The sequence below is a fragment of the Novosphingobium sp. genome (assembly GCF_031424035.1).
Classification (GTDB): Bacteria; Pseudomonadota; Alphaproteobacteria; order Sphingomonadales; family Sphingomonadaceae; genus Novosphingobium.
The window spans coordinates 29,219-49,095 of record NZ_JANPGP010000070.1 but is presented as its reverse complement, the minus strand read 5'-3'; the positions used below and the strand labels follow the sequence as shown (position 1 = coordinate 49,095).

16 protein-coding genes are annotated in these 19,877 nt (G+C 64.2%); 11 read left to right on the top strand and 5 right to left on the bottom strand.

The window, feature by feature from the left end; genetic code table 11:
• Nucleotides 1-5: 5 nt before the first annotated feature.
• From dctP to RMO89_RS10305, 6 genes are read left to right on the top strand one after another with little or no spacing between them, the layout of a single operon-like run.
• Nucleotides 6-1,052: a TRAP transporter substrate-binding protein DctP gene (gene dctP, locus RMO89_RS10330; RefSeq protein WP_310532950.1), complete on the top strand. Its 1,047-nt coding sequence runs from the start codon at nucleotides 6-8 to the stop codon at nucleotides 1,050-1,052.
• A complete protein-coding gene (locus tag RMO89_RS10325; protein ID WP_310532949.1) occupies nucleotides 1,049-2,299 on the top strand; it encodes a CaiB/BaiF CoA-transferase family protein in 1,251 nt (416 codons plus the stop codon). Before dctP ends, RMO89_RS10325 begins: the two co-directional genes overlap by 4 nt.
• Entirely contained in the window at nucleotides 2,299-4,659 is a 2,361-nt protein-coding gene (locus tag RMO89_RS10320; protein ID WP_310532948.1) for a 2-hydroxyacyl-CoA dehydratase family protein, read from the top strand. Before RMO89_RS10325 ends, RMO89_RS10320 begins: the two co-directional genes overlap by 1 nt.
• Complete coding sequence (locus RMO89_RS10315) at nucleotides 4,646-5,806, top strand: CaiB/BaiF CoA-transferase family protein (protein WP_310532947.1); 1,161 nt, start codon at nucleotides 4,646-4,648, stop codon at nucleotides 5,804-5,806. Before RMO89_RS10320 ends, RMO89_RS10315 begins: the two co-directional genes overlap by 14 nt.
• A complete protein-coding gene (locus RMO89_RS10310; RefSeq protein WP_310532945.1) occupies nucleotides 5,803-6,987 on the top strand; it encodes a CoA transferase in 1,185 nt (394 codons plus the stop codon). The genes RMO89_RS10315 and RMO89_RS10310 overlap by 4 nt, the downstream gene beginning before the upstream one ends.
• Nucleotides 6,987-8,096 (top strand): CapA family protein, encoded by a 1,110-nt coding sequence (locus tag RMO89_RS10305; protein ID WP_310532943.1) that lies wholly within the window; start codon nucleotides 6,987-6,989, stop codon nucleotides 8,094-8,096. The genes RMO89_RS10310 and RMO89_RS10305 overlap by 1 nt, the downstream gene beginning before the upstream one ends.
• On the opposite strand, the gene rhaI is transcribed toward RMO89_RS10305, so the two are convergent.
• The 3 genes from rhaI to RMO89_RS10290 are packed head-to-tail and all read right to left on the bottom strand — an operon-like array spanning nucleotide 8,093 to nucleotide 12,446.
• Nucleotides 8,093-9,385 carry an L-rhamnose catabolism isomerase gene (rhaI, locus tag RMO89_RS10300; RefSeq protein WP_310532942.1) on the bottom strand — a complete coding sequence of 431 codons (1,293 nt, stop codon included), beginning with the start codon at nucleotides 9,383-9,385 and terminating at the stop codon, nucleotides 8,093-8,095. The two genes, RMO89_RS10305 and rhaI, sit on opposite strands and share 4 nt — an antisense overlap.
• A 4-nt stretch (nucleotides 9,386-9,389) precedes the next feature.
• Nucleotides 9,390-10,316, bottom strand: a complete 927-nt coding sequence (locus tag RMO89_RS10295) for an alpha/beta hydrolase (protein WP_310532940.1) — start codon at nucleotides 10,314-10,316, stop codon at nucleotides 9,390-9,392.
• A gap of 21 nt (nucleotides 10,317-10,337) precedes the next feature.
• Nucleotides 10,338-12,446, bottom strand: a complete 2,109-nt coding sequence (locus RMO89_RS10290; protein ID WP_310532938.1) for a bifunctional rhamnulose-1-phosphate aldolase/short-chain dehydrogenase — start codon at nucleotides 12,444-12,446, stop codon at nucleotides 10,338-10,340.
• 128 nt (nucleotides 12,447-12,574) lie between these two features.
• Between RMO89_RS10290 and RMO89_RS10285 the strand changes: the two genes are divergently transcribed.
• From RMO89_RS10285 to RMO89_RS10275, 3 genes are read left to right on the top strand one after another with little or no spacing between them, the layout of a single operon-like run.
• Entirely contained in the window at nucleotides 12,575-14,005 is a 1,431-nt protein-coding gene (locus RMO89_RS10285) for a carbohydrate kinase (protein WP_310532937.1), read from the top strand.
• Nucleotides 14,002-15,252, top strand: coding sequence for an MFS transporter (locus RMO89_RS10280; protein WP_310532935.1), 1,251 nt, complete (start codon nucleotides 14,002-14,004; stop codon nucleotides 15,250-15,252). The genes RMO89_RS10285 and RMO89_RS10280 overlap by 4 nt, the downstream gene beginning before the upstream one ends.
• Nucleotides 15,253-15,259: 7 nt before the next feature.
• Entirely contained in the window at nucleotides 15,260-16,033 is a 774-nt protein-coding gene (locus RMO89_RS10275; RefSeq protein ID WP_310532934.1) for a DeoR/GlpR family DNA-binding transcription regulator, read from the top strand.
• A 5-nt stretch (nucleotides 16,034-16,038) separates the two neighbouring features.
• On the opposite strand, the gene RMO89_RS10270 is transcribed toward RMO89_RS10275, so the two are convergent.
• A complete protein-coding gene (locus RMO89_RS10270) occupies nucleotides 16,039-16,752 on the bottom strand; it encodes a Crp/Fnr family transcriptional regulator (protein ID WP_310532933.1) in 714 nt (237 codons plus the stop codon).
• Nucleotides 16,753-17,098: 346 nt separating this feature from the next.
• Between RMO89_RS10270 and RMO89_RS10265 the strand changes: the two genes are divergently transcribed.
• Together RMO89_RS10265 and RMO89_RS10260 are read left to right on the top strand one after the other, a co-directional pair.
• Nucleotides 17,099-17,485 carry a response regulator gene (locus tag RMO89_RS10265; protein ID WP_310532932.1) on the top strand — a complete coding sequence of 129 codons (387 nt, stop codon included), beginning with the start codon at nucleotides 17,099-17,101 and terminating at the stop codon, nucleotides 17,483-17,485.
• Nucleotides 17,486-17,568: 83 nt separating this feature from the next.
• A complete protein-coding gene (locus tag RMO89_RS10260; RefSeq protein ID WP_409035538.1) occupies nucleotides 17,569-18,564 on the top strand; it encodes a DNA topoisomerase IB in 996 nt (331 codons plus the stop codon).
• 4 nt (nucleotides 18,565-18,568) lie between these two features.
• Here RMO89_RS10260 and RMO89_RS10255 read toward each other — a convergent pair whose 3' ends face one another.
• Complete coding sequence (locus RMO89_RS10255) at nucleotides 18,569-19,516, bottom strand: CorA family divalent cation transporter (RefSeq protein WP_310532928.1); 948 nt, start codon at nucleotides 19,514-19,516, stop codon at nucleotides 18,569-18,571.
• Between the last annotated feature and the right edge of the window lie 361 nt (nucleotides 19,517-19,877).

The following is a 19,877-nucleotide window of genomic DNA, read 5'->3' as shown; positions in this document are numbered from 1 at the left end:
AGCCGATGCGCCAGATCCTCACCCTCCTCCTCTGCCTCGCTATCGCGGCCTGCGGCAAGCCTGCGCCCGTGGCCGAGCATGTCATCAGCTATGCCTCGCCCTATCCGCCGGGACATCCGTTCAGCAAGGCGGATATCGAATGGATGAAGCATGTCGAAACCGCGAGCGGCGGGCGCATCGCCTTCAAAACCTACTGGTCAGGTGCTCTGCTCAGCTCTGACATGAGCATGACCGAAATCCGCCACGACCTTGCCAATATCGGCCTGATCACCCCGATCTATTCGCGCGGCGGCGCGCATATGCTGCGCGCCCAGTCAGGCTTTTACGGCGGCATCCAGACCATCGAGGACCAGGTCGCGGTCTATGACTGCCTCAACGCAAAATTCCCCGAATTCGGCCGTGAACTCGAAGGGCTTGTCGTCCTCGCCGCGCAGGGCGGCAACTTCCCCGGCGTGATGACGCGGCACAAGCCGATCCGCACTCTGGCCGATTTCAAGGGCCTGCGCCTGCGCGCGCAAAGCGACGCCATCGACGTGCTGCGCGCGCTGGGTGCCGATCCGGTGAACATGCCGATGGGCGAGGTTTACTCCGCGCTGGCCAAGGGCGTGATCGACGGGGTGGTGGCCCCCGCCGACACGATCAAGAGCCTGCACTTCTCCGAAGTCGCGCACCATTTCACCGCGCTGCGTTTCAGCCGCGGGGCCTATCCCGCACGCGCCATGTCGAAGCGCGCGTTTGACCGGCTGCCCGCAGACCTGCAGGCGCTGCTGCTCGCATCGAAGCCGGTCTGGGAAAAGGCGCTTAACGGCCAGATCAGCCGCGCCGACAAGGCCGGCCTCGAATTTGCCACCACGCACAAGGTGGAGATCATTCCCTTCCCGCAGGCCGAGCAGGCCAAGCTCGACACGCTCTATAACCGTTTTGCCATCGATCAGGCCAAGCGGCTTTCCGTTTTCGGCATCGATGGCATGCCCGTTTTCGAAGAGGCGCAGCGCCTCATCGCTGCCGGCAGCAAGCCCTGCCCGGCCATATCAGTTGGAGTAACGAAGTGAGTAACGGCAGCGATCTGATGCACCGCCCGCTTGAAGGACTGGTCGTCATCGACCTGACCCGCGCGCTGGCCGGCCCCTATGCCACGATGCTGCTGGCCGGCCTTGGCGCGCAGGTGATCAAGGTGGAAGAGCCGAAGGGCGGCGACCTAGCCCGCGAAAACAGCCCTTACGTGGGCCGCGACGGCATTCAGGTAGTGCGCCGGCATGACGACGACATATCGATCAGCCACCTGACCCGCGCCCGCGGCAAGTATGGCGTGTCGCTCGATCTCAAGACGCCGGAAGGCCGCGCGGTCTATTTCGACCTCGTCGCCAAGGCGGATATCGTGGTGGAGAATTTCACCGCCGGAACCGCCGACCGGCTCGGCGTTGGCTATCACGCGTGCAGGGCAGTGAACCCGCGCGTTGTCTTTGCCTCGCTGTCCGGCTTTGGCGCCACCGATCACGATGGCAAGGCGATGGACGTGATCATTCAGGCGCTGTCGGGTGCCATGTACACCAGCGGCGAACCCGGCCATCCGCCGGTGCGCATCGGCGTGCCAATGGCCGATATGCTGGCTCCCGTCTTCACCGTCATCGGCATCCTTGCCGCCATCGAGCAGCGTCACAAGACCGGCACCGGCCAGCATGTCGACGTATCGATGCTGGGCGCACTGACCTCGTTCGTCGCGATCGAGAACTGGTCCGCCATGGCCGCCGCCGGAATGCCGGCGCGCACCGGGCTGACCGTGCAGCGCCTCTCTCCCTTTGGCGTGTTCGAATGCGCTGATGGCTATGTCGCCGTGGTGGCAGTGCACGAACCGCTGGCGCGCGGGCTGTTCGCCGCCATGGGCCAGCCTGAACTCGGCGAGGACCCCCGCTTTTGCAGCCGCGACGTGCGCGTCGCCAATGCCACCGAACTGGAAGCGACGATCAACGATTGGTCGCGACAGTTGCCACTGGTCGAGGTCGTCCGTGCGCTTGAGGCGCAAAACGTGCCTGTTGCTCCGGTGCGCCATCCCGAAGACGCGCTGGTCGATCCGCGCGTGGTCGCCCGGCAGGAAACGATGGCGGTCAAGCACCCGCTCTACCGTTCCAGCATCGACCTGCGCACCGCCGGCATTCCGATCCAGTTTTCCGGCGCGACGACCGGCTTCGACGATGCGCTCCCAGTGGCGATCGGGGAGCACAACGAGGCGATCTTCCGCGACCTGCTCGGCTATGATGAGGACCGCATTGCCGCGCTGAAAGCAGCCGGCGCAATCTGATGATCGAGACTCTGCGCCTCGCCTCTAGCAATCCCGAAGGCGAAGTCGAACGCGCGCTTGCCAAAGGTCGACGTCCGATCCGTACGCTGGGTTACAATGCACCGCGCGCGCACCTGATCGCGGCGAGTTTCCAGCCTGTGCGCCTCGTCGCGCCAAGGCTTGAGGCGACCCCGCGCGCGGATGCAATCATGGGCGCGGCCGAAATGGGCCCGCGCGGGCGGCGTTTGCTTGAAGCGTTGCTGGCGCCTGCCCACCCGGACGTGCCGGTGTTGATCACTCAGGCCGATGCCGATCAGCCGCAAATTTTCGCCGCCCTGCGCGAGCTTGGGCGGCTGGGCGAGGCGGTGCCACGCCATGTCCATTTCTGCGACCTGCTGCACATCGATCGACCCGCTTCGGCAGCCTATAACGCAGCACGCCTGAGCCAGTTGCACGACTGGCTAGCCGGTCTTGGCGGATCGGCTGTCGATGCCGCTTCGCTCGCCGCTGCTGGCGAGAAGCTCGGGCGTATCGAGCGACTGCTTGGCGAACTGGAAGGCACCATTCCGGCCAGTGATCACCTCGAACTGGTAGCTGCCTGTGCAATCCTGCCAGTGGATGAAAGCCTTGCTGCGCTCGAAGCAGCAGTGGCAGCAAGGACCCTAGCATACGGCACCGCAGGCCCCCGCGTGTTCCTTTGCGGCACCGCCCACGAGGGCGCGGAATTGTACCGCGCGATCGAGCAGGCCGGCGCGCTCATAATCGGTGCCGATCACGGCTGGGCCAGTCTCCACGCAGCGCCTACCCGGGTGGCCTCTCCGTTTGCGGTCGCCGAAGGCATCGCCCAGCGTGTCCGCACCCTCTCGCCCGACCTCGTCCTGCACATTGCCATCGACGGCGATGAGGCCGCACCGTGGGACATCGCCGCCATTCGCGCCGCTCTTCCCGGTGGACTGCGCTTCGCCACGCTTCGCTGCGGTTCCATCCCTGACGCCGCAGCTCGCGCACGCATTTCGGCAGCGCTCGCCGGTGAGGAAGTTCAGCCCGCCAGTGCCCCGGCGCCAGCCGCTCACGCCAAGCCAAAGCCGCGCTCCGAACAAGGCCGCAGCCGCAAATCGCTGACCTCCACCGCCGACGTGAATGCCTACCAGCGCGACTGGTTCGCCCGGGTGCGCGAGGAAGTCGCTGCCGGATCGCCTTTCGCCGTGGTCAATGCCAATGCTCCGCAGGAAATACTGCGCGCCATGGACGTGCCCTTTGTGGTCAACCAGTGGTGGGCCTCCATCGTCGCCGCCAAGCAGCAATCGCGCCGCTATCAGGGCCTGCTGCGCGCGCACGACTATCCCACCGATGTCGAAGCCTATTCGGCGCAAGGTCTGGCCGCCGTGTTCGATGACGACGAAGACAATGCCCCCTGGGGCGGACTGCCCCGCCCGAACTTCGTCCACGCCGTCGCTTCGTCCGATCCGACGCTCAAGATCTTCGAACATTGGCGCAAGGAGGCGGGCGCGCAGAGCTTCGTCTATGAACGCACGATTGACCCCCGCCCTGACCTCTTTTCCGACTGGTGGGTGCAGCTTCCCGGTAACTGGGAGCAGGCTGTCGAAGCCGAGCGGGTCGACCTGATGGTCGCCGAAATGTGCGAGGTTATCGCCGCGATCGAGGCGAAGACCGATCGCACCTTCACCATGGAACGCCTGCGCGAGGTCATGGACCTCGTCAACGAGCAGGAGGATTACTACCGCCAGACCCGCGACCTCGTCGCCCGCACCGTGCCTGCGCCGATCAGCGTAGTCGATTCGATGCCCGCGACCATGATTCCGCAGTGGCAGCGCGGCACGCCATGGGCACGCGATGCTGCCAAGGCGTTTTACGACGAAGTGAAAGAACGCGCCGAGGCTGGCCTTGCCGCCTGCCCCAATGAACGCGTGCGACTGATGTGGGTCGGACGCGGGCTGTGGAGCGAGATGGGCTTTTACCAGAAATGGGAAGAAAGCCACGGCGCGGTTTTCGTCTGGTCGATGTACCTCGCGCTGGCGGCGGACGGCTATATCCGCGACATTTCCGGCGGCCGCGATCCCTTGCGCGCGCTCGCCAGCCGCGTGGTCTGCATGGGCGACGAACTGCGCATGCCAACCTGGGCCGGCCCGTGGTACGTCCACGAGGCGGATACCCACGCGGTCGACGCCGTGGTCGCCTTGCAGGACGCCGATCCCTTCGTGGTGCGAGCGCTGCGCGCGGCGGGCTATCCGGTGCTTGAACTCACCGCTGACAATTTCAACCGCGATGGCGAGGACGGCGCGGCGATCGAAGCGGCCATCACCGCGTTCATCGAAGGACCGGCGACCATGCGGGCGGAGGCGCGATATGTCGGCGCTTGAAGGCCTCAAGATCGTCGATTTCTCGCGCTTCCTGCCGGGCGCCTATGCCAGCTGGATTGCCGCCGACATGGGCGCGGAAGTGATCCGCATCGAACACCCGCGCGAGATCGCAAAGCAGGAAGCGATGCTCGGCGCGCAGTCCGCCCGCGCTCGCGCTCGCCCCAGCTATACGCGCAGCAAACGCAGCCTGAAGATCAACCCCGGTGCCGCCGCCGCGCGCCCGGTTCTCGAAAAACTGATCGCCGGGGCCGACATCCTGATCGAGGATTACCGCCCCGGCGTGATGGCCGGTATGGGCGTCGGCTTTGACGCCATGGCTGCACTCAACCCGCGTCTGATCTACCTGTCGGTGAGTTTCGCCGGGCAGACCGGGCCGCTCGCCGGACAGGCCGGTCACGATCCGCTGGCGCTGGCTCTGGCAGGAACGTTGGGTCGGCTGAACGGCCTGCCAGTGCCTTCGCTGCCCGGGCTTCAGGTGGCAGACGTGCTCACCGGTGCCCATGCGACCATCGCCATGCTGGTGGCGCTGCAAGCCCGCGAACGCTCGGGGCAAGGCGCCCACGTCGATGTCGCCATGTCGGACGCCTCAATGCCGTTGCTGCTCGTCGGCATGGGGCGCGAAGATGATCTGGAGCGCCTGCCCGCGCTCGGTCAGTGGCACCCCAAGGGCGGCGTGTGGCTGTGCCAGGATGGCGGCTATCTCTGCACTACTGACATGGAGCCCGCCTACTGGGCGCGGTTCTGCGCGGCCATGGGCAAGCCCGAATTCGCCGCGCTGCAACACACCATTGCCGAGCATCCGCGCATGCACGCCGAACTAGCCGCGCTGTTCCTCACCCGCCCGCGCGGCGAATGGCACGCGCTGCTGACCGAGGCCGGAACGCAGGCCATGCCGGTCTATTTCCCCGCCGAGGCACTGGCCCATCCGCACAACCGCGCGCGCGGCATGGTGCTGGAGGTGCCGGTGGATGGACAGGAACCGGTGACTCAGTTGGGCCTGCCCTTTTCGATTTCCGGGACCAATCCGGTTGCGCCCAAGTCCGCCGGTGCGGCAGGTGCAGACAATGCCGCGATCCTTGCCGAACTGGGCTTTGACGAGGCAGACCTCGCCGCCCGAGGCGCTTTCTCAACGGAGCGCGAAGCATGAAGCCGCTCGAAGGTATCCGGGTGCTCGATTTCACCCACGCCATCGCCGGGCCGACCTGCACGCAGATGCTGCAGCAATTGGGCGCGCAAGTGATCAAGGTCGAACCGCCGGAAAAGGGCGACGATTTTCGCCACTACACCGAACACGCCGGCCTGCCCGGCATGAGCGTTCCCTTCGCCTCGGCCAATGCCGGCAAGCGCTCGGTGACGCTCAACCTCAAGAGCGAGGAAGGCCGCAAGATCGCCCGAGACCTCGCCGCCCGCGCCGATGTGCTGGTCGAGAACTACCGCCCCGGAGTGATCGCGCGGCTAGGGCTTGGCTGGGAGGAGTTGCATGTCGCAAATCCGCGCCTGATCATGCTGTCGCTCAGCGGTTTCGGCCAGACCGGCCCCCTGCGTGACTGGGGTGCCTACGATCACATAGCTCAGGCCGTTTCGGGCATGGCGATCATGAACGGCACCGATGCCGGCCCATTCAAGATCGGTCTGCCGGTTGTCGATTGCTTCACCGGCTACCTTGGTGTCATCGCGGTCCTCTCCGCCCTGCGCGAACGCGATGCGAGCGGCACGGGCAAGCGCATCGATGTCGCCATGCTCGACGCCGCGCTCAAGATCATGGGCAGCGCGGCCAGCGTCTGGTCTTTCACCGGGGTCGCGCCGAAAGGCACCGGCAACCGGGGCTTCCGACTGGTGGCGACGGCAGAATACTACGCCTGCGCCGATGGCTGGATCGCGCTGGGTGCCAACCACCAGCACCAGATAGAGGTGCTGTTCCGCGTCTTCGGACGCGAGGACATGCTCGCCGACCCGCGCTTTGCCGACCACGCCGCGCGGGTGGAAAATTATGCCGCGCTCAAGGGCTGGCTGACCGAATTCCTGCTGGCGCAGTCCGCCGCTGAGCTCGAACAGGCACTTACCTCAGCGCTCGTACCCGCCGCGATGCTGCGCGATGTCGGAGAAATCATGCAGCACCCGCACATGGCTGCGCGCGGGTTGGTGCAGCAGGCATCGCTGCCCGGGACTGACAAGCTGCTCGACGTTCTCGGACCGGGTTTTGCAGTCGATCACGATGCCGCGCCAGACCACGTTCCCGCGCTGGGCGAGCATACCGACGCCGTGCTGGGTGAACTGGGCTACGACGCCCCCGCCATCGCGTCCCTGCGCGCGTCGAAGGCGATCTGATGGCTGCCGACGAAATCCTGCTGCTCGGCGACCTGATCCTGGACGTGCCCGACCCCGATCATTGGCTGTCGGGCATTGCGCCCATTCTGCACGGCGCGGACCTCGTCATCGGCCACCTTGAGGTGCCCTATACGTCGAGCGAGGAAGAAATGCCCGGCGATGTCCCCGCCCCCGGAGCCGATCCTTCGCACCTCGATGCGCTGGCACGGGCTGGCATCGGCGCGGTCTCGATGGCGGGCAATCACATGATGGACTGCAGCGTCGAAGGACTGGCGGAGACCATCACCGGACTGGACCGCAACGCCATCGCACACGCCGGCGCGGGCATGTCGCTGAGCGAGGCGCACATGCCCGCCATTATGACTATCGGCAATCGAACAGTCGCCCTGCTGAGCTACAATTGCGTCGGTCCGGAACTTTGCTGGGCGGCGGATGACGCGCCCGGCTGCGCCTATGTCAACGTTTTCGCCACCGACGGCGGACCCAGCCGGCCGCAGGCGAACTTGCGCGATATCGAGCCGGCATCCCTCGCCGCGATGGAGGCCGATATCGCCGCCGCGCGCGCAATGGCTGACGGCGTGATCGTCGCGCTGCACAAGGGCGTCACACACACACCCGCGCACCTTGCCGCTTACGAACGTCCGCTGGCTCAGGCTGCAATCCGCGCCGGTGCCGATGCCGTCGCCGGCCATCACGCGCATATCGCGCAAGGAATCGAGATATTCGAGGGCAAACCGATTTTCCACGGCCTCGGCAATGGCTGCGTCGTCACCCACGCACTCGCCCCGGCGCAGGACCATCCGGCCCGTGCCGAATGGGCGGACCGCCGTCAGAAGCTGTTCGGCTTCACGCCCGACCCCGCCTATCCGCTCGCGCCATTCCATCCGCAAGCGGTCAACGGCATGATCGGGCGACTGCTGTGGCATGCCGACGGGCGAATCGAGGCGGGGCTGATTCCGATCTGGTTCGAACCGCCGGGGCGCCCGGTGCCCGCAGGCGACAAGGCGGACGGAATCGTCAGCTACCACCTGTCCAGCAGCACAACTGCAGGATTGCCCAGCCTCGCCGCGAAGGACGACGGCCGGGCCTATATGCTCTCGCCGGCTTAGACGATCCCCGCGCCCAGCCCCACAGCCTTGCGTTCCTGCCCCTTGCGGTCACGCCACATGCTTGTCCGATAGACCGCCAGCACATCGATCGCGCCGCCCGCTTCGACACGCGCCTTGGCGAGGATCGGGGCGACATCGACGTTATAGGCACGCCGTAGGGCCTGAAACGCCATCATCGTGTCGTTGGCTTCTTGCGCGCCGTGGAGCGCCTCGCGGTCAACCAGCGCGGCCTTGGCATAACACTGGGTGATGGCTTCGGCGGAGGACAGCATGGACTCGATCGGATCGGTCACGTTGTGCGACTGGTCGATCATGTAGCTGGGGTTGAACCCATCTCGCGGGTTCAGTTCCGCCTCGATCAGTTCGTTGAACACGAGGAACAGCTGGTGCGGGTTGATCGATCCGGAATCCAGATCGTCGTCACCGTACTTGCTGTCATTGAAGTGGAAACCGCCAAGCTTGCCGAAGCGGTGGAGCCGCGCGACGATCTGTTCGATGTTCACGTTGGGCGCGTGGTGACCAAGGTCGACGAGGCACTTCGCCTTGGGGCCGAGTTCCTGCGCGGCGAGGATCGAGCTTCCCCAGTCGGAAATCACGGTCGAATAGAACGCTGGCTCGAACATCTTGTGTTCCAGCAGCATCCGCCAGTCTCCGGGAAGCGCGGCATAGATCTCGCTCGCCGCATCAAGGTAGCGGTCGAGACTGCGGGCGAAGTCCTGCTGGCCGGGGAAATTGGTGCCATCGCCCACCCACACCGTCAGGTCGGTCGAGCCGAGCTTCTGGCCGATCTCGATGCATTCGATGTTGTGTTCGACTGCCTGCGCCCGCGCGCCGGCGTCCTGCGAGGACAGCGAGCCGTTCGCATAGGTATGCGCTTGCCCGACCTGATCCTGGAAGGTGTTCGAGTTCACCGCATCCCAGCCGAGGCCCAACTCGGCAGCTTCTTCGCGCAGCGCCGCGAAGTCGCTGACCTTGTCCCACGGGAAGTGCGGCGACACGCGCGGCGTGACGCGGCTGAGTTGGTTGATTACCGCGCAGTCCTCCAGCTTTTCGTGGATATTGGTTGGTTCACCGGCGATCGGGAACTTGGCAAAACGGGTGCCGCCGCGCCCCGCGCCCCAGCTGGGCACGGCGACAGAAAAGCTCGCCACCCGCTCCTTGATCGCGTCGATATCGATGCCGGTGCGCGAAAGCTTGCGGCCAAGCGCGGCATAGTCCTCGTCCAGCGCAACCATGTCGCGGGAATTGGCTTCGGCAATCAGGTCCTGGGAAAGCGGGAGGCTGGTCATCAGATCACTTCTTTGCAGGTGTGAGGAATTTGTTCTGGGCGAGCCAGCTGACGAACTGTTCGATCATCAGGGCATTGGTCGAGCCCGGTTGGCCAAGGCCGAAGCCGTGGTTGCCGGACTGGTAAGCGTGGGTCTCCACCGGCCGCTTTGCCGCGTGCCACGCCTCGGCAATCGGGAAGCCCTTCGATGGGAACAGCGAGTCATCCATGGCGATGGCGTTGAACAGCGGCGGCGCATTGGCCGGGACCGGCTCGGCATCCTGCGGGCCATAGATGTAGCCTACGAAATTGGGCCGTCCTGCCGGATCGCCATCAAGCGCGGCGCGGCGCGAGGTCATGGCGCCGGCGGAAAAGCCGATCATGCCGACACGCGCAGGATCGATCTTCCATTTGGCGGCATTTGCGCGGACCATGGCGATGGCGGCGCGGGCGTCTTCGGGGGCCTTGGTCTGCTTGATCAGCGCGCCCTCCATGGGCTTGCCCACTTCCTTCATCATCTGCTCGCCGACAAAGCGCATGGCCTCCATGTCGTCCTTTGGCGTTTCGATCAGCCGGTACTTGAGAACGAAAGCAGCGATGCCGCGATCGGCAAGCGCGCGGGCTACTTTCCAGCCTTCGTGGTCCATCGCCAGCATCATGAACGCACCGCCGGGAGCCACGATCACCGCCGCACCATTGCCTTTGCCGGGCTTGGGCAGGAACGGCGTCAGCGTTGGCCGGGTGACGTTGCGCACGCCCAGGTTGCTCACACCCATGCTGGACCAGACTTCGCTGGCGGCTGTGCCTGGCGTCTTGTCGCCATAAAGCGGGATCGCGCCGGGCTCGGTCGGGGCGGCGACAGGCTTCGGCATCGGCATGCCCGCCGGCTGCGCGGCCAACGGCTGCACGGTAATTGTCAGCACGGCAAGTGCCGCGAAGGTGGTCTTCATCATATGCCTCTCCCGCGGCATTCCTCAGCGAGTGAATGCCTGTGCGTTTCCTGCATCGACGTTGATCATGTTACCAGTCGATTTGCTCGATAGCTCGCTAGCGAGCCAATAGGTGGCCTCAGCGATGTCTTCGGGCAGAACGTCGCGCTTCAGCATCGACCGGTTGCGGTAGTGCTCTTCAAGCTCCGCGCCGGGATCGATCTTGTTGTTGGCGGCGCGTTCCTTGCGCCAGTCGCCGTCCCAGATTTTGCTGCCCTTGATCACGGCATCGGGGTTCACCACGTTGACGCGGATACCCTCGGGCGCGCCTTCCAGCGCGAGGCAGCGGGCAAGATGGTTCGCCGCCGCCTTGGCCGAGGCATAGGCCGACGCCCCGCTCGCCGCGGCGACCGCGTTCTTCGATCCGATGAATACCACCGAGGTGCCGCCCTGCGCCTTCATCACTTTCAGCAAAGGCCAGGCGTGCTTGGCGGTGAGAAAATAGCCCTGCGCCAGCACATCAAAATTGCGGTCCCACAATTCGACCGTCGTTTCCTCGATCGGGGCGGAAGAGGCGATCCCGGCATTGGCGACCAACACATCGAGTCCGCCGAATTCGCGGGCGGTCAGATCGAAGGCAGCCTTGACCTGCGCCTCATCGGTGACGTCACAAGTGGCCGCGCGGACCACGTCCTTGCCGAACTGGCCGGCAAAGCCGTTGCAGACCTCTTGCACTGCCGTTGCATCGCGGTCGGCAAGCATGACGCAGGCGCCCTCGCGCAGGAGCCGCGACGCCGTTGCTGCACCGATGCCACCCGCCCCGCCGGTGACCAGAGCGATCTTGCCGACCATCGGCTTGGGTGCCGGCATACGCTGCAGCTTGGCTTCCTCAAGTAGCCAGTATTCAATATCGAAGGCTTCCTGTTCGTCGAGCGCAATGTAATCACCGATGGCCTCAGCCCCGCGCATCACGTTGATCGCATTGCCATAAAACTCGCCGGCGAGCCGCGCGGTGGTCTTGTCGGTGGCGAAGGTCATGCGGCCAAGGCCGGGGACCAGCACGACCACCGGGTTGGCATCACGCATCGCGGGCGAATTCGGCCGCTTGCAGCGATCGTAGTAGGCGGCATACATCGCGCGATAATCAGTAATCTTTTCCGCAAGATAGGCGTCGTCCTGCAAGCGCGCAGGATCTAGCGTCAGCGGCGCAATCTTGGTGCGCAGAAAGTGATCCGGGCAGCTTGTGCCGAGGCCGGCCAGCCGCTCGAACTCAGCCGAACCGGTAAATTCCAGAGCCTCGGCATCGTCTGACCAGTGGCCAAGCTTGCGGCGCGCGCCGGTCATCAGTCCGCGCAGGCGGGGCATGAGGCCCGCAACAATCGCTGCGCGATCGCTGTTGGGCGCGGTCACCTGGCCGCCGAAAGCCGGGCCAGCAGCAAGCTTGGCATTGAGGTAGTTCGCGGCATCGGCAATCAGGTCGACCGTGTGTTCGTAACAGGCCTTGGCGCTGTCCGCCCAGCAGATGATACCGTGCCCGGCGAGCATGACGCCCTCGACACTGGGGTTCGCCGCGACGTAATCGCGCAGCATCACGCCGAGCGTGTAGCCGGGGCGCTTCCACGGCAACCAGCCGATCTTGCCGCCCCAGATCTCCTGCGTCGCCGCCTCGCCGCCCGAGCTTGCAGCGAGTGCGATGATCGCATCAGGGTGGACGTGATCGACGTGTGCGAAGGGCAGCAGCGAGTGCAGCGGCGTGTCGATGCTGGCGGCGCGGCCGTTCAGGTTGAACGTGCAGTGCGGCAGATAGCCGACCATCTTGTCGTCATCGTCCGGACCGGAATAGTGCGCTTCAAGCCCGAGCAGCTTGTCCTGATAGAGCGTGGCAAAACCATCAAGTTTCATCGAGCCGATGTCGCCGCCCGAACCCTTGACCCACAGAACTTCGGTCGCCGCGCCGGTGAGCGGATCGGTCTCGACGATCTTCGCAGAAGTGTTGCCGCCGCCGAAATTCGTCACCGTCAGGTCGCTGCCGAGCAGGTTCGAGCGATAGAGCAGAAGTTCCGCCGCGCTCAGCTTTGCGGCCACGGCATCGTCCCAGCGACTGGCCGGAACGGCGAAAGGCAGGGCGGCGGAAATCTGGGTATGGGCGTTCATGGCAGTCCTCGGATGTCCCAACAGACGGATAATGGCGGGTTGACTCGGCTTGGCGATCCTGTAGCAATTTAACTGGAAAAGATCAAACATGATCGTTATTGATTGTTTGAAGCGTTCGGGAGGGGGCATTGGCCCAAGGTGCTTACATCGTCGTCGACTTCGGCAAGACGCTCAGCAAGGTGTCGCTGTGGACGCGTGACGGGCACTGCCTTGAACGCCTGACGCGCGCCAACCAACCGCAAGCGGCGAACCCCTATGTTCCGCTTGATACGGCGGCGAATAGCGCATGGCTGCTTGAGGCACTGGCGACATTTGCCGCGCACCCAATCGAAGCGATCATCCCGGTTTCGCACGGCGCAGCGGTCGCCGGGATCAGGGACGGCGCACTCGCTTTCCCTTGCATCGATTATGAATGGGACATGCCTGCCGATCGAATGGCGGCCTACCGCGCCCAGCGCGACAGCTTCGCCATGACCGGCTCTCCCGCCCTGCCCGCCGGGCTGAACTTCGGCGTGCAGCTGCATTACCTTGACACGGCTGACTTGCTCGAAGGCGCGACGCTGATGCCTTACGCCCAGTACTGGGCGTGGTTGCTGACCGGCGTGGCGGTGAGCGAGGTCACCAGCCTTGGCTGCCATTCCGACCTTTGGAACCCGGCTGATGGCGACTTCTCGCCGATGGCCAAGACGCGCAGATGGGCCGGGAAATTCGCCCCCCTTGTCCGCGCCGGCGACACGGCCGGCACGCTCCGCCCGGAAATCGCGCGGCAGACCGGTCTGCCCGCCACAACCAAGGTCCTTGCCGGCCTGCACGATTCCAACGCCGCCTTGCTCGCCGCGCGCGGTTTTGCCGAGATCGCTGACAATGAAGCGACCGTCCTGTCCACCGGCACCTGGTTCATTGCCATGCGGCTGGCTGGCGAGGCGGTGGACAGCGCCAGCCTGCCCGAAGCGCGCGATTGTCTGGTCAATGTCGATGCCTATGGCCGCCCGGTGCCCTCCGCCCGCTTCATGGGCGGGCGCGAGATCGAGACGCTAATCGAGATCGACACCCGCCGCGTCGACATCAAGCCCGACCAGCCGGCGCTCCTTGCCGCGGTGGACAAGCTGGTGAGCGATGGCGCGATGGTGCTGCCGACGCTAGCGCCGGGTAATGGCCCCTTCCCCCGCAACGAAGCGCGCTGGCTGAACCGGCCGGAATGCTGGTTCGAACGCCGCGCCGCCGCCTGCCTTTATGCCGCGCTGGTGGCCAGCACCTCGCTTGACCTGATCGGATCGAAGGACCGCCTGCTGGTCGAGGGCCGCTTTGCCGAGGCGGAAGTCTTCGTCCGCGCGCTCGCCTCGCTGCGGCCGGGAACGCAGATCTACACCGCCAACGCGCATAACGACGTGTCGTTCGGCGCGTTGCGGCTGATCGATCCGGCGCTGCGCCCGCAAGGCGAGCTGGTGCCGGTCACGCCGCTTGACACCGACCTTACGCAATACCGCGCGCAATGGTGCGCCGCCATCGAACACGGCGCTGCCCCGGCAGACGCAATTACACAGGGAGAGACTGCATGAGCACGGCCACCTCGGGTCAAGGCAGCTGGCGGGACACGATCCTGGCCGGTCTGGCGAACTATATCGATGCCGGCTCGATTGTCGCCGGATCGGTGGCGCTGGCGCTGTGGAAGGACATCTATGGCCTGTCGGACAATTTCATCGGCCTGATCGCCGCCTTCAGCGCCAACGCCATCTCGGCCGGTATTGGCGCCTTTATCGGCGGTTGGCTGTGCGACAAGTTCGGCCGCAAGAAGATCTACCAGTACGACATGCTGTTCTACGCTTTCGGCATGCTGTTCCTGATCTTCGCCAGCTCGGCGTGGATGATCATCGCCGGCTTCCTGCTGGTCGGTTTGGCGGTAGGCGCGGATATTCCCGCCAGCTGGTCGCTGATCGCCGAACAGGCACCCGATACCAAGCGCGGCGCCCATTCCGGCGTGGCGCAGGTGCTGTGGTATCTCGGCCCGGTCGTGGTCCTGCTCGCGGCCTATTTCCTCAAGCCCTTCGGAATTGACGGCATCCGCTGGCTGTTCATCCACCTCGCGGTATTGGCGCTTGCGCTCACCTTCCTGCGCAGCCGGATGAAGGAATCGCAGCGCTGGGAAGATAGCCAGGCGGCCAAGGCTGAAGGCGCACCATCTGGCATCGACTGGCGCGAACTGTTCAGCCCGCGCTACGTCAAATCGATGCTCTACCTGATCTGCATGTACGGGCTGTGGAACCTGTGGGCCGGCTACAACGGCTTCTTCACACCCTTCCTTATCGAGCAGAACAACCTGCCCGAATGGGCGGCTACCGTGGTTCCGGCGAGCTACTTCGGCATCGGCATCGTCTCGATCCTGACGATCTTCATGACCCTGTCCGACAAGGTCAGCCAGCGCACGATGTTCGGCATTTCGGCGCTGATGCACGTGGTTGGCATGGCGTTGCTGGCGGTGCTGCCCTTCACCCTGCCGGTGGTCATCGTCCACATCGTCATCATGGGCATTGCCGGTGGTTTCGGCGCGCAGAGCTTTTTCCAGCTGTGGAGCGCCGAGCTGTTCCCCACTGCCATCCGTTCAACCGCGCAGGGTGTCACCTTTGCCGTGGTGCGCATCGGGCTGGGCATCTGGAGCCTTGCAGTCCCCGCCCTCGCCTCGGCAGATTTCCACTCACTCGCGTGGATCCTCACCGGTTTCCTGGTTGCTTCGGGGCTGATCGGGTATATCTGGGCGCCCAGCAATCAGGGCAAGTCGCTCGAGCAGCTGGAGGCCGAACGGGGGTAAATACACGATGCATGCAGAGGAGCGCGAGCGACTCATCCTCGAGATCATGCAGCCGGCGGGATTCGTCAGCTATCGTGATCTCGAAGCGCGGCTCGATGCCAGCCCGGCGACCATCCGGCGTGACCTGACGCGGTTGGAGAATGCCGGGCGCATTGTTCGGGTGCACGGCGGGGCAAAGCTCGCGGAGACGGACGAGGCATCGCCCCGCCTGATCGGCACACCGTTCGATCAGTCGATAACCCTGCACCTTGCTGCCAAGCAGGCGATCGGCAAGGCCGCGGCGGCGCTCGTCCAGCCGGGCGAAGGGATCATGGTAGATGGCGGCACGACCACGCTGCAGATGGTCCCTCACCTTGCCGGGCTCGATTGCCAGGTACTGACCAACTCGCTCTACATCGTCAACGCACTGCTGCCGCAGCCGGGCACGCGCATCCTGCTGCCATCGGGCACGGTGTTTCGCGAACAGAACATCATCCTTGCCGCGGCCGGCGAGGAATCGATGCCGCGCTTTCATGCGCCAAAGCTGTTCATGGGCGCTGCCGCCGTCGGGCCGCAGGGGATAATGCAGGCCGACGTCGTGCTCGTCGCCGCCGAGCGCAGGCTGATCGATCGGGCGGAAAAGGTCAACCTGATGGTCGACAGCTCAAAGTTCACATCGCAATCGGGGACCATCGTCTGCGGGCTGGAAGAGATCGACACGATCATCACTGACGACCTGCCCGATGGCTTTGGTGCCATTCTCGAAAAGGCCGGAGTGCGGGTGGTCATCGCCGACGGCTGAGCAAATCAGGGCTCCGGATAGACCCCGGCCAGCACATCATTGAAGTGCCGCTTGACGGATTCATTGCAGTCACAGGCCATAGCCTGGATCGCTTCCAGATCGACCACGGTCAATTGTCGCCAGCCGGTTTGAACCATCCCATCGTCCTTGAAACGCGATATAACGCGGGTGATGTAGCTGCGCCCTACCCCCAGCATATCCGCGAGCTGGTCCTGCGTGATGCGCAGCGATAGGCTGCCGGTTCGTTCATAAGTGGCAACAATCCACTTGGCGGCGCGCTGGTCGATATTGTGGGCGGCATTGCAGGCAACTGACTGGAACACCTGCGCCATCAGGCAATCGGCATAGCGGGCAAAGAGATGACGCACCGATTCTGAGCGGCCCTTAAGTTCCTCAAGCACTTCGGAGCGGATGGTCATGAAAGTGCCGCCAGTCTGCACAGTACAGCGCGAGTAACTGGGCAACCGTCCCTGGCTGACAATCCCGCCCATCGCTCCCTCGCGGCCGATCAGCGAGGTTTCAACGCCCTTGCCCTCAGGAAGCTCGACCAGATAGGCCGCCATCGCCGGGCCGCAGGGGAAATATACCGTCTGGACAAAGTCGCCGGGACGATAAAGCGTCGACCCCGCCTCGATCTGGACCGCGTTGAGATAGGGCTCGACGATATCGTAATCCTGTGGCCGCAGCGCCCGCAGGAGATTGTTTTCATTACCGTGCATCATGATTCCCGTTCGGCAGACTACCTGCCTGAACGCACGGCAACTCCCTCGGTTCCGAGCCATTGTATACTAGTGGGCTGATTTCTTCGGAAGGACTGCATAGTAGAACACAATTACGTTCGGTACCTCAAATCAGAAGGCCTGCTGTGCTGCCATGCGACCGAGCGTTGTCCTCAAATTGAAAGCGAAATTGCTTCGCGCATGGACTGGTTCACGCCGGGCGACAGCGACTGACATCCCCCCACCGCAAAATCATATTGCAGCCTCTTGCAGTCTCGATACTAAAGATGCCGAAGGTACGTCGCGCCACGGCGGCAATGGCGATGGCGGCAATGAGGATGGCGGCATGAAAGACAGGGCCGTGCTTCACGGGGACGTATTGATCGTTGAGGACATGATGATCATCGCCATGGAGGCGGAGGACATCCTGCGCGATGCCGGCGCTACGGAGTGCCACGTGGCATCGTCAGTTGCCGTCGCGCTGGAGATCCTCGACCACAAGGACCTGTCCTTCGCGCTGCTGGACGTTAACCTGGGCATCGAGGTTTCCGAGCCAGTTGCACAGCGGCTGCTCACACGCAGGATTCCTTTCGTTGTCGCCAGCGGTTATGGCGACAACAACAGTGCCTATCCGGCGCTCAGTTCGGCGCCATCGATCACAAAGCCCTATACCATGGGACAATTGCACACCGCGATTGGCTCAGCCTTCGCCAAGGCCGGGCGCGGCGACTGACACCGCAATCCGCGAAAGGGGGCGGAACCAAATCGCCGCCAGCACCGTTATCTGCACACCAGTTCCAGCAAGCGGTGCCAGCGATGAAGCTTATCTACGTCAGCGATGATTTGCCGGGCATCAGCCGCAAGCAAGTGCGCGGCAAATGGGTCTATTTCGCTGCTGACGGAACATGCATCACTGACCGCGACGAAATTACCCGGCTCAATGCCATCGCCCTGCCCCCGGCCTATGTCGATGCCTGGTATGCGCCTGCTGCCAACGCCCATATCCTGGCCACCGGGATTGATGCGCGCGGGCGCAAGCAATACCGCTATCACCCCGATTTCCGTAGCCAGCGCGATGCTCGCAAGTTCGATGGTTGCGCCTGTTTTGCCCGGCTGCTGCCGCTGATCCGGGAGCGGGTGGAGGCTGACTTGAAAGCCCCTGCGATCAGCCGGGAACGGGCTATCGCCTCGATCGTTCGGCTGCTCGATACCGGCGGCATCCGCGTGGGGAACGAGGCCTATGCCAAGGCCAACAAGAGCTTCGGGGCGACAACGCTGAGGATGCGCCATGCCAAGGTCGTCGGCAACACCCTGCACCTGACCTTCCGCGCCAAAAGCGGTAAGCAATGCGCGATGCGCGTGTCTGACAGAGGCCTCGCCCGCTTCGTGCGCGCCATGCAGGACCTGCCCGGGCAGCGCCTGTTCCAGTATGTCGATGAGCACGGCGAAACCGTCCCCATCGCCTCGACCGACGTCAACGACTACATCCGCGAGACGATGGGCGGCGAATTCACTGCCAAGGACTTTCGTACCTGGGCAGCATCGGCAGTCGCCTTCGAAGCGGTGCATTCTGCCGCTTCGAATGTGCCCAAGCTGGCTGTGCTGGAGGCTGTCGCCGATCAATTGGGCAATACGCCGGCGATTGCCCGCAAGTCCTATGTCCACCCAGCGATCCTGGTGGCGCTGGACGACCAGTTGGCGATCCGCTCGCTGCGTCTGCCGCGGGCAACGCGCTGGCTATCGCGCTACGAGCGCGGACTCATCGATTTCCTTGAAGATCAGCCGGGCTCGCGCGAACTGCTCTGCGCCTGATGGCTTAGCGCCGGCCTCCGCGCAGCGCGAGGAACAGGGTAACCAGCGCGGTCACCGCCATCACTGCCACGGTAATCCAGAACGGCCTTTCACCAGCCTTGAACAGGCCAAGATTGAAATTCATCCCGAAAATGCTGCCGATGGCGCCGATCAGGCCAACCCCGATGGTGATCACGGTCAATCGTTGCAGCAACCGGTTGGTGTTCTGAGCCACGCGCGTTGCATAGAGATCATAGCTGGAAAGCACGGCATCTCGCGTCCGGTCCACTGTGTCGACCAGCCGGTGATAAGCCTCAGCCAGATGGGTCAGGTGATGCCGGTCCTCCTCGCAGACTGCCGGGCCGAAATCGGGCCGGTCAAGGGCGGCGATCGTGCTGCGATGCTGCGCGACAAGCCCGCGCAAACGCGCCGCGCGGCGCCTGAGCACGGCCAGCGTGTTAAGCGGATCGTGCCGCTGCCGCGAGCGGAAGACCTGCTCGTCAAGCGTGTCGAGCTTCTCCTCTATTGCGGAGAGATGGGTATGAAATTCGTCGAAGTGCGCAAGGAGCAGGGACACCGCCAGGGCGGGCGCAGTGAGGCTGCCTTTCAGCGTCTCGCCCGTGTCATGCTCAAGATAGCGCTCCGTCAGGCTCAGCGGTGCGTCCGAACAGGTCAGCAGCCAGTTGCGCCCGACGACAAGGATCATCGCGTCCTCCGAATGACCGCCTTCGTTCGGCGCAACCGGGACCGAGAAGCAGAAGCGGTCATCGCTGACAACAACGCCGCCGAGCCGCACAGCCGCGCGGTCGATCTCGTCCGCAGGATGGGGCAGTTTCCCGGCGCCCTGGCCCGATACGATCAACCAGTAGATCTGCTTATCCGGAATGTGCGCGACATCGGCAAGCGGCGCGATTTCGCGGTCCATACCATTCGCGTCGAACAGGATAGCCTTGACCTTTTCGCCCTTCGGCATCTGAACGCTCCTGTCTGGCATTCCGTCGCAAAACTCCGCTTTGCGATGAAAGTTCCGGCATTCTCCAGGGGTTTAAACCAGAATCTGCCGAGTCGCACTGGCCACCTGCCATGTGGGCCAACAAGCGCCGCAATATTCGCTCGCTATCGCAATGCCAAACGTTCGCAATTGCAGCATTTTATCCTGATTATCGCTTGATTGACCGGCATTTGCGATGAACAGAGGTTTATGTTGCGCTGCAGCAGGAACTCTATAGCCTCCGCCTTGTTTATCTAGCGACGGAACGGCACAGACGGGATTTCCACGGCATGCAACATCAGGTCTTTACGCCCGCTTCGCTTCTCAGCGCAGGCTCGCCAAC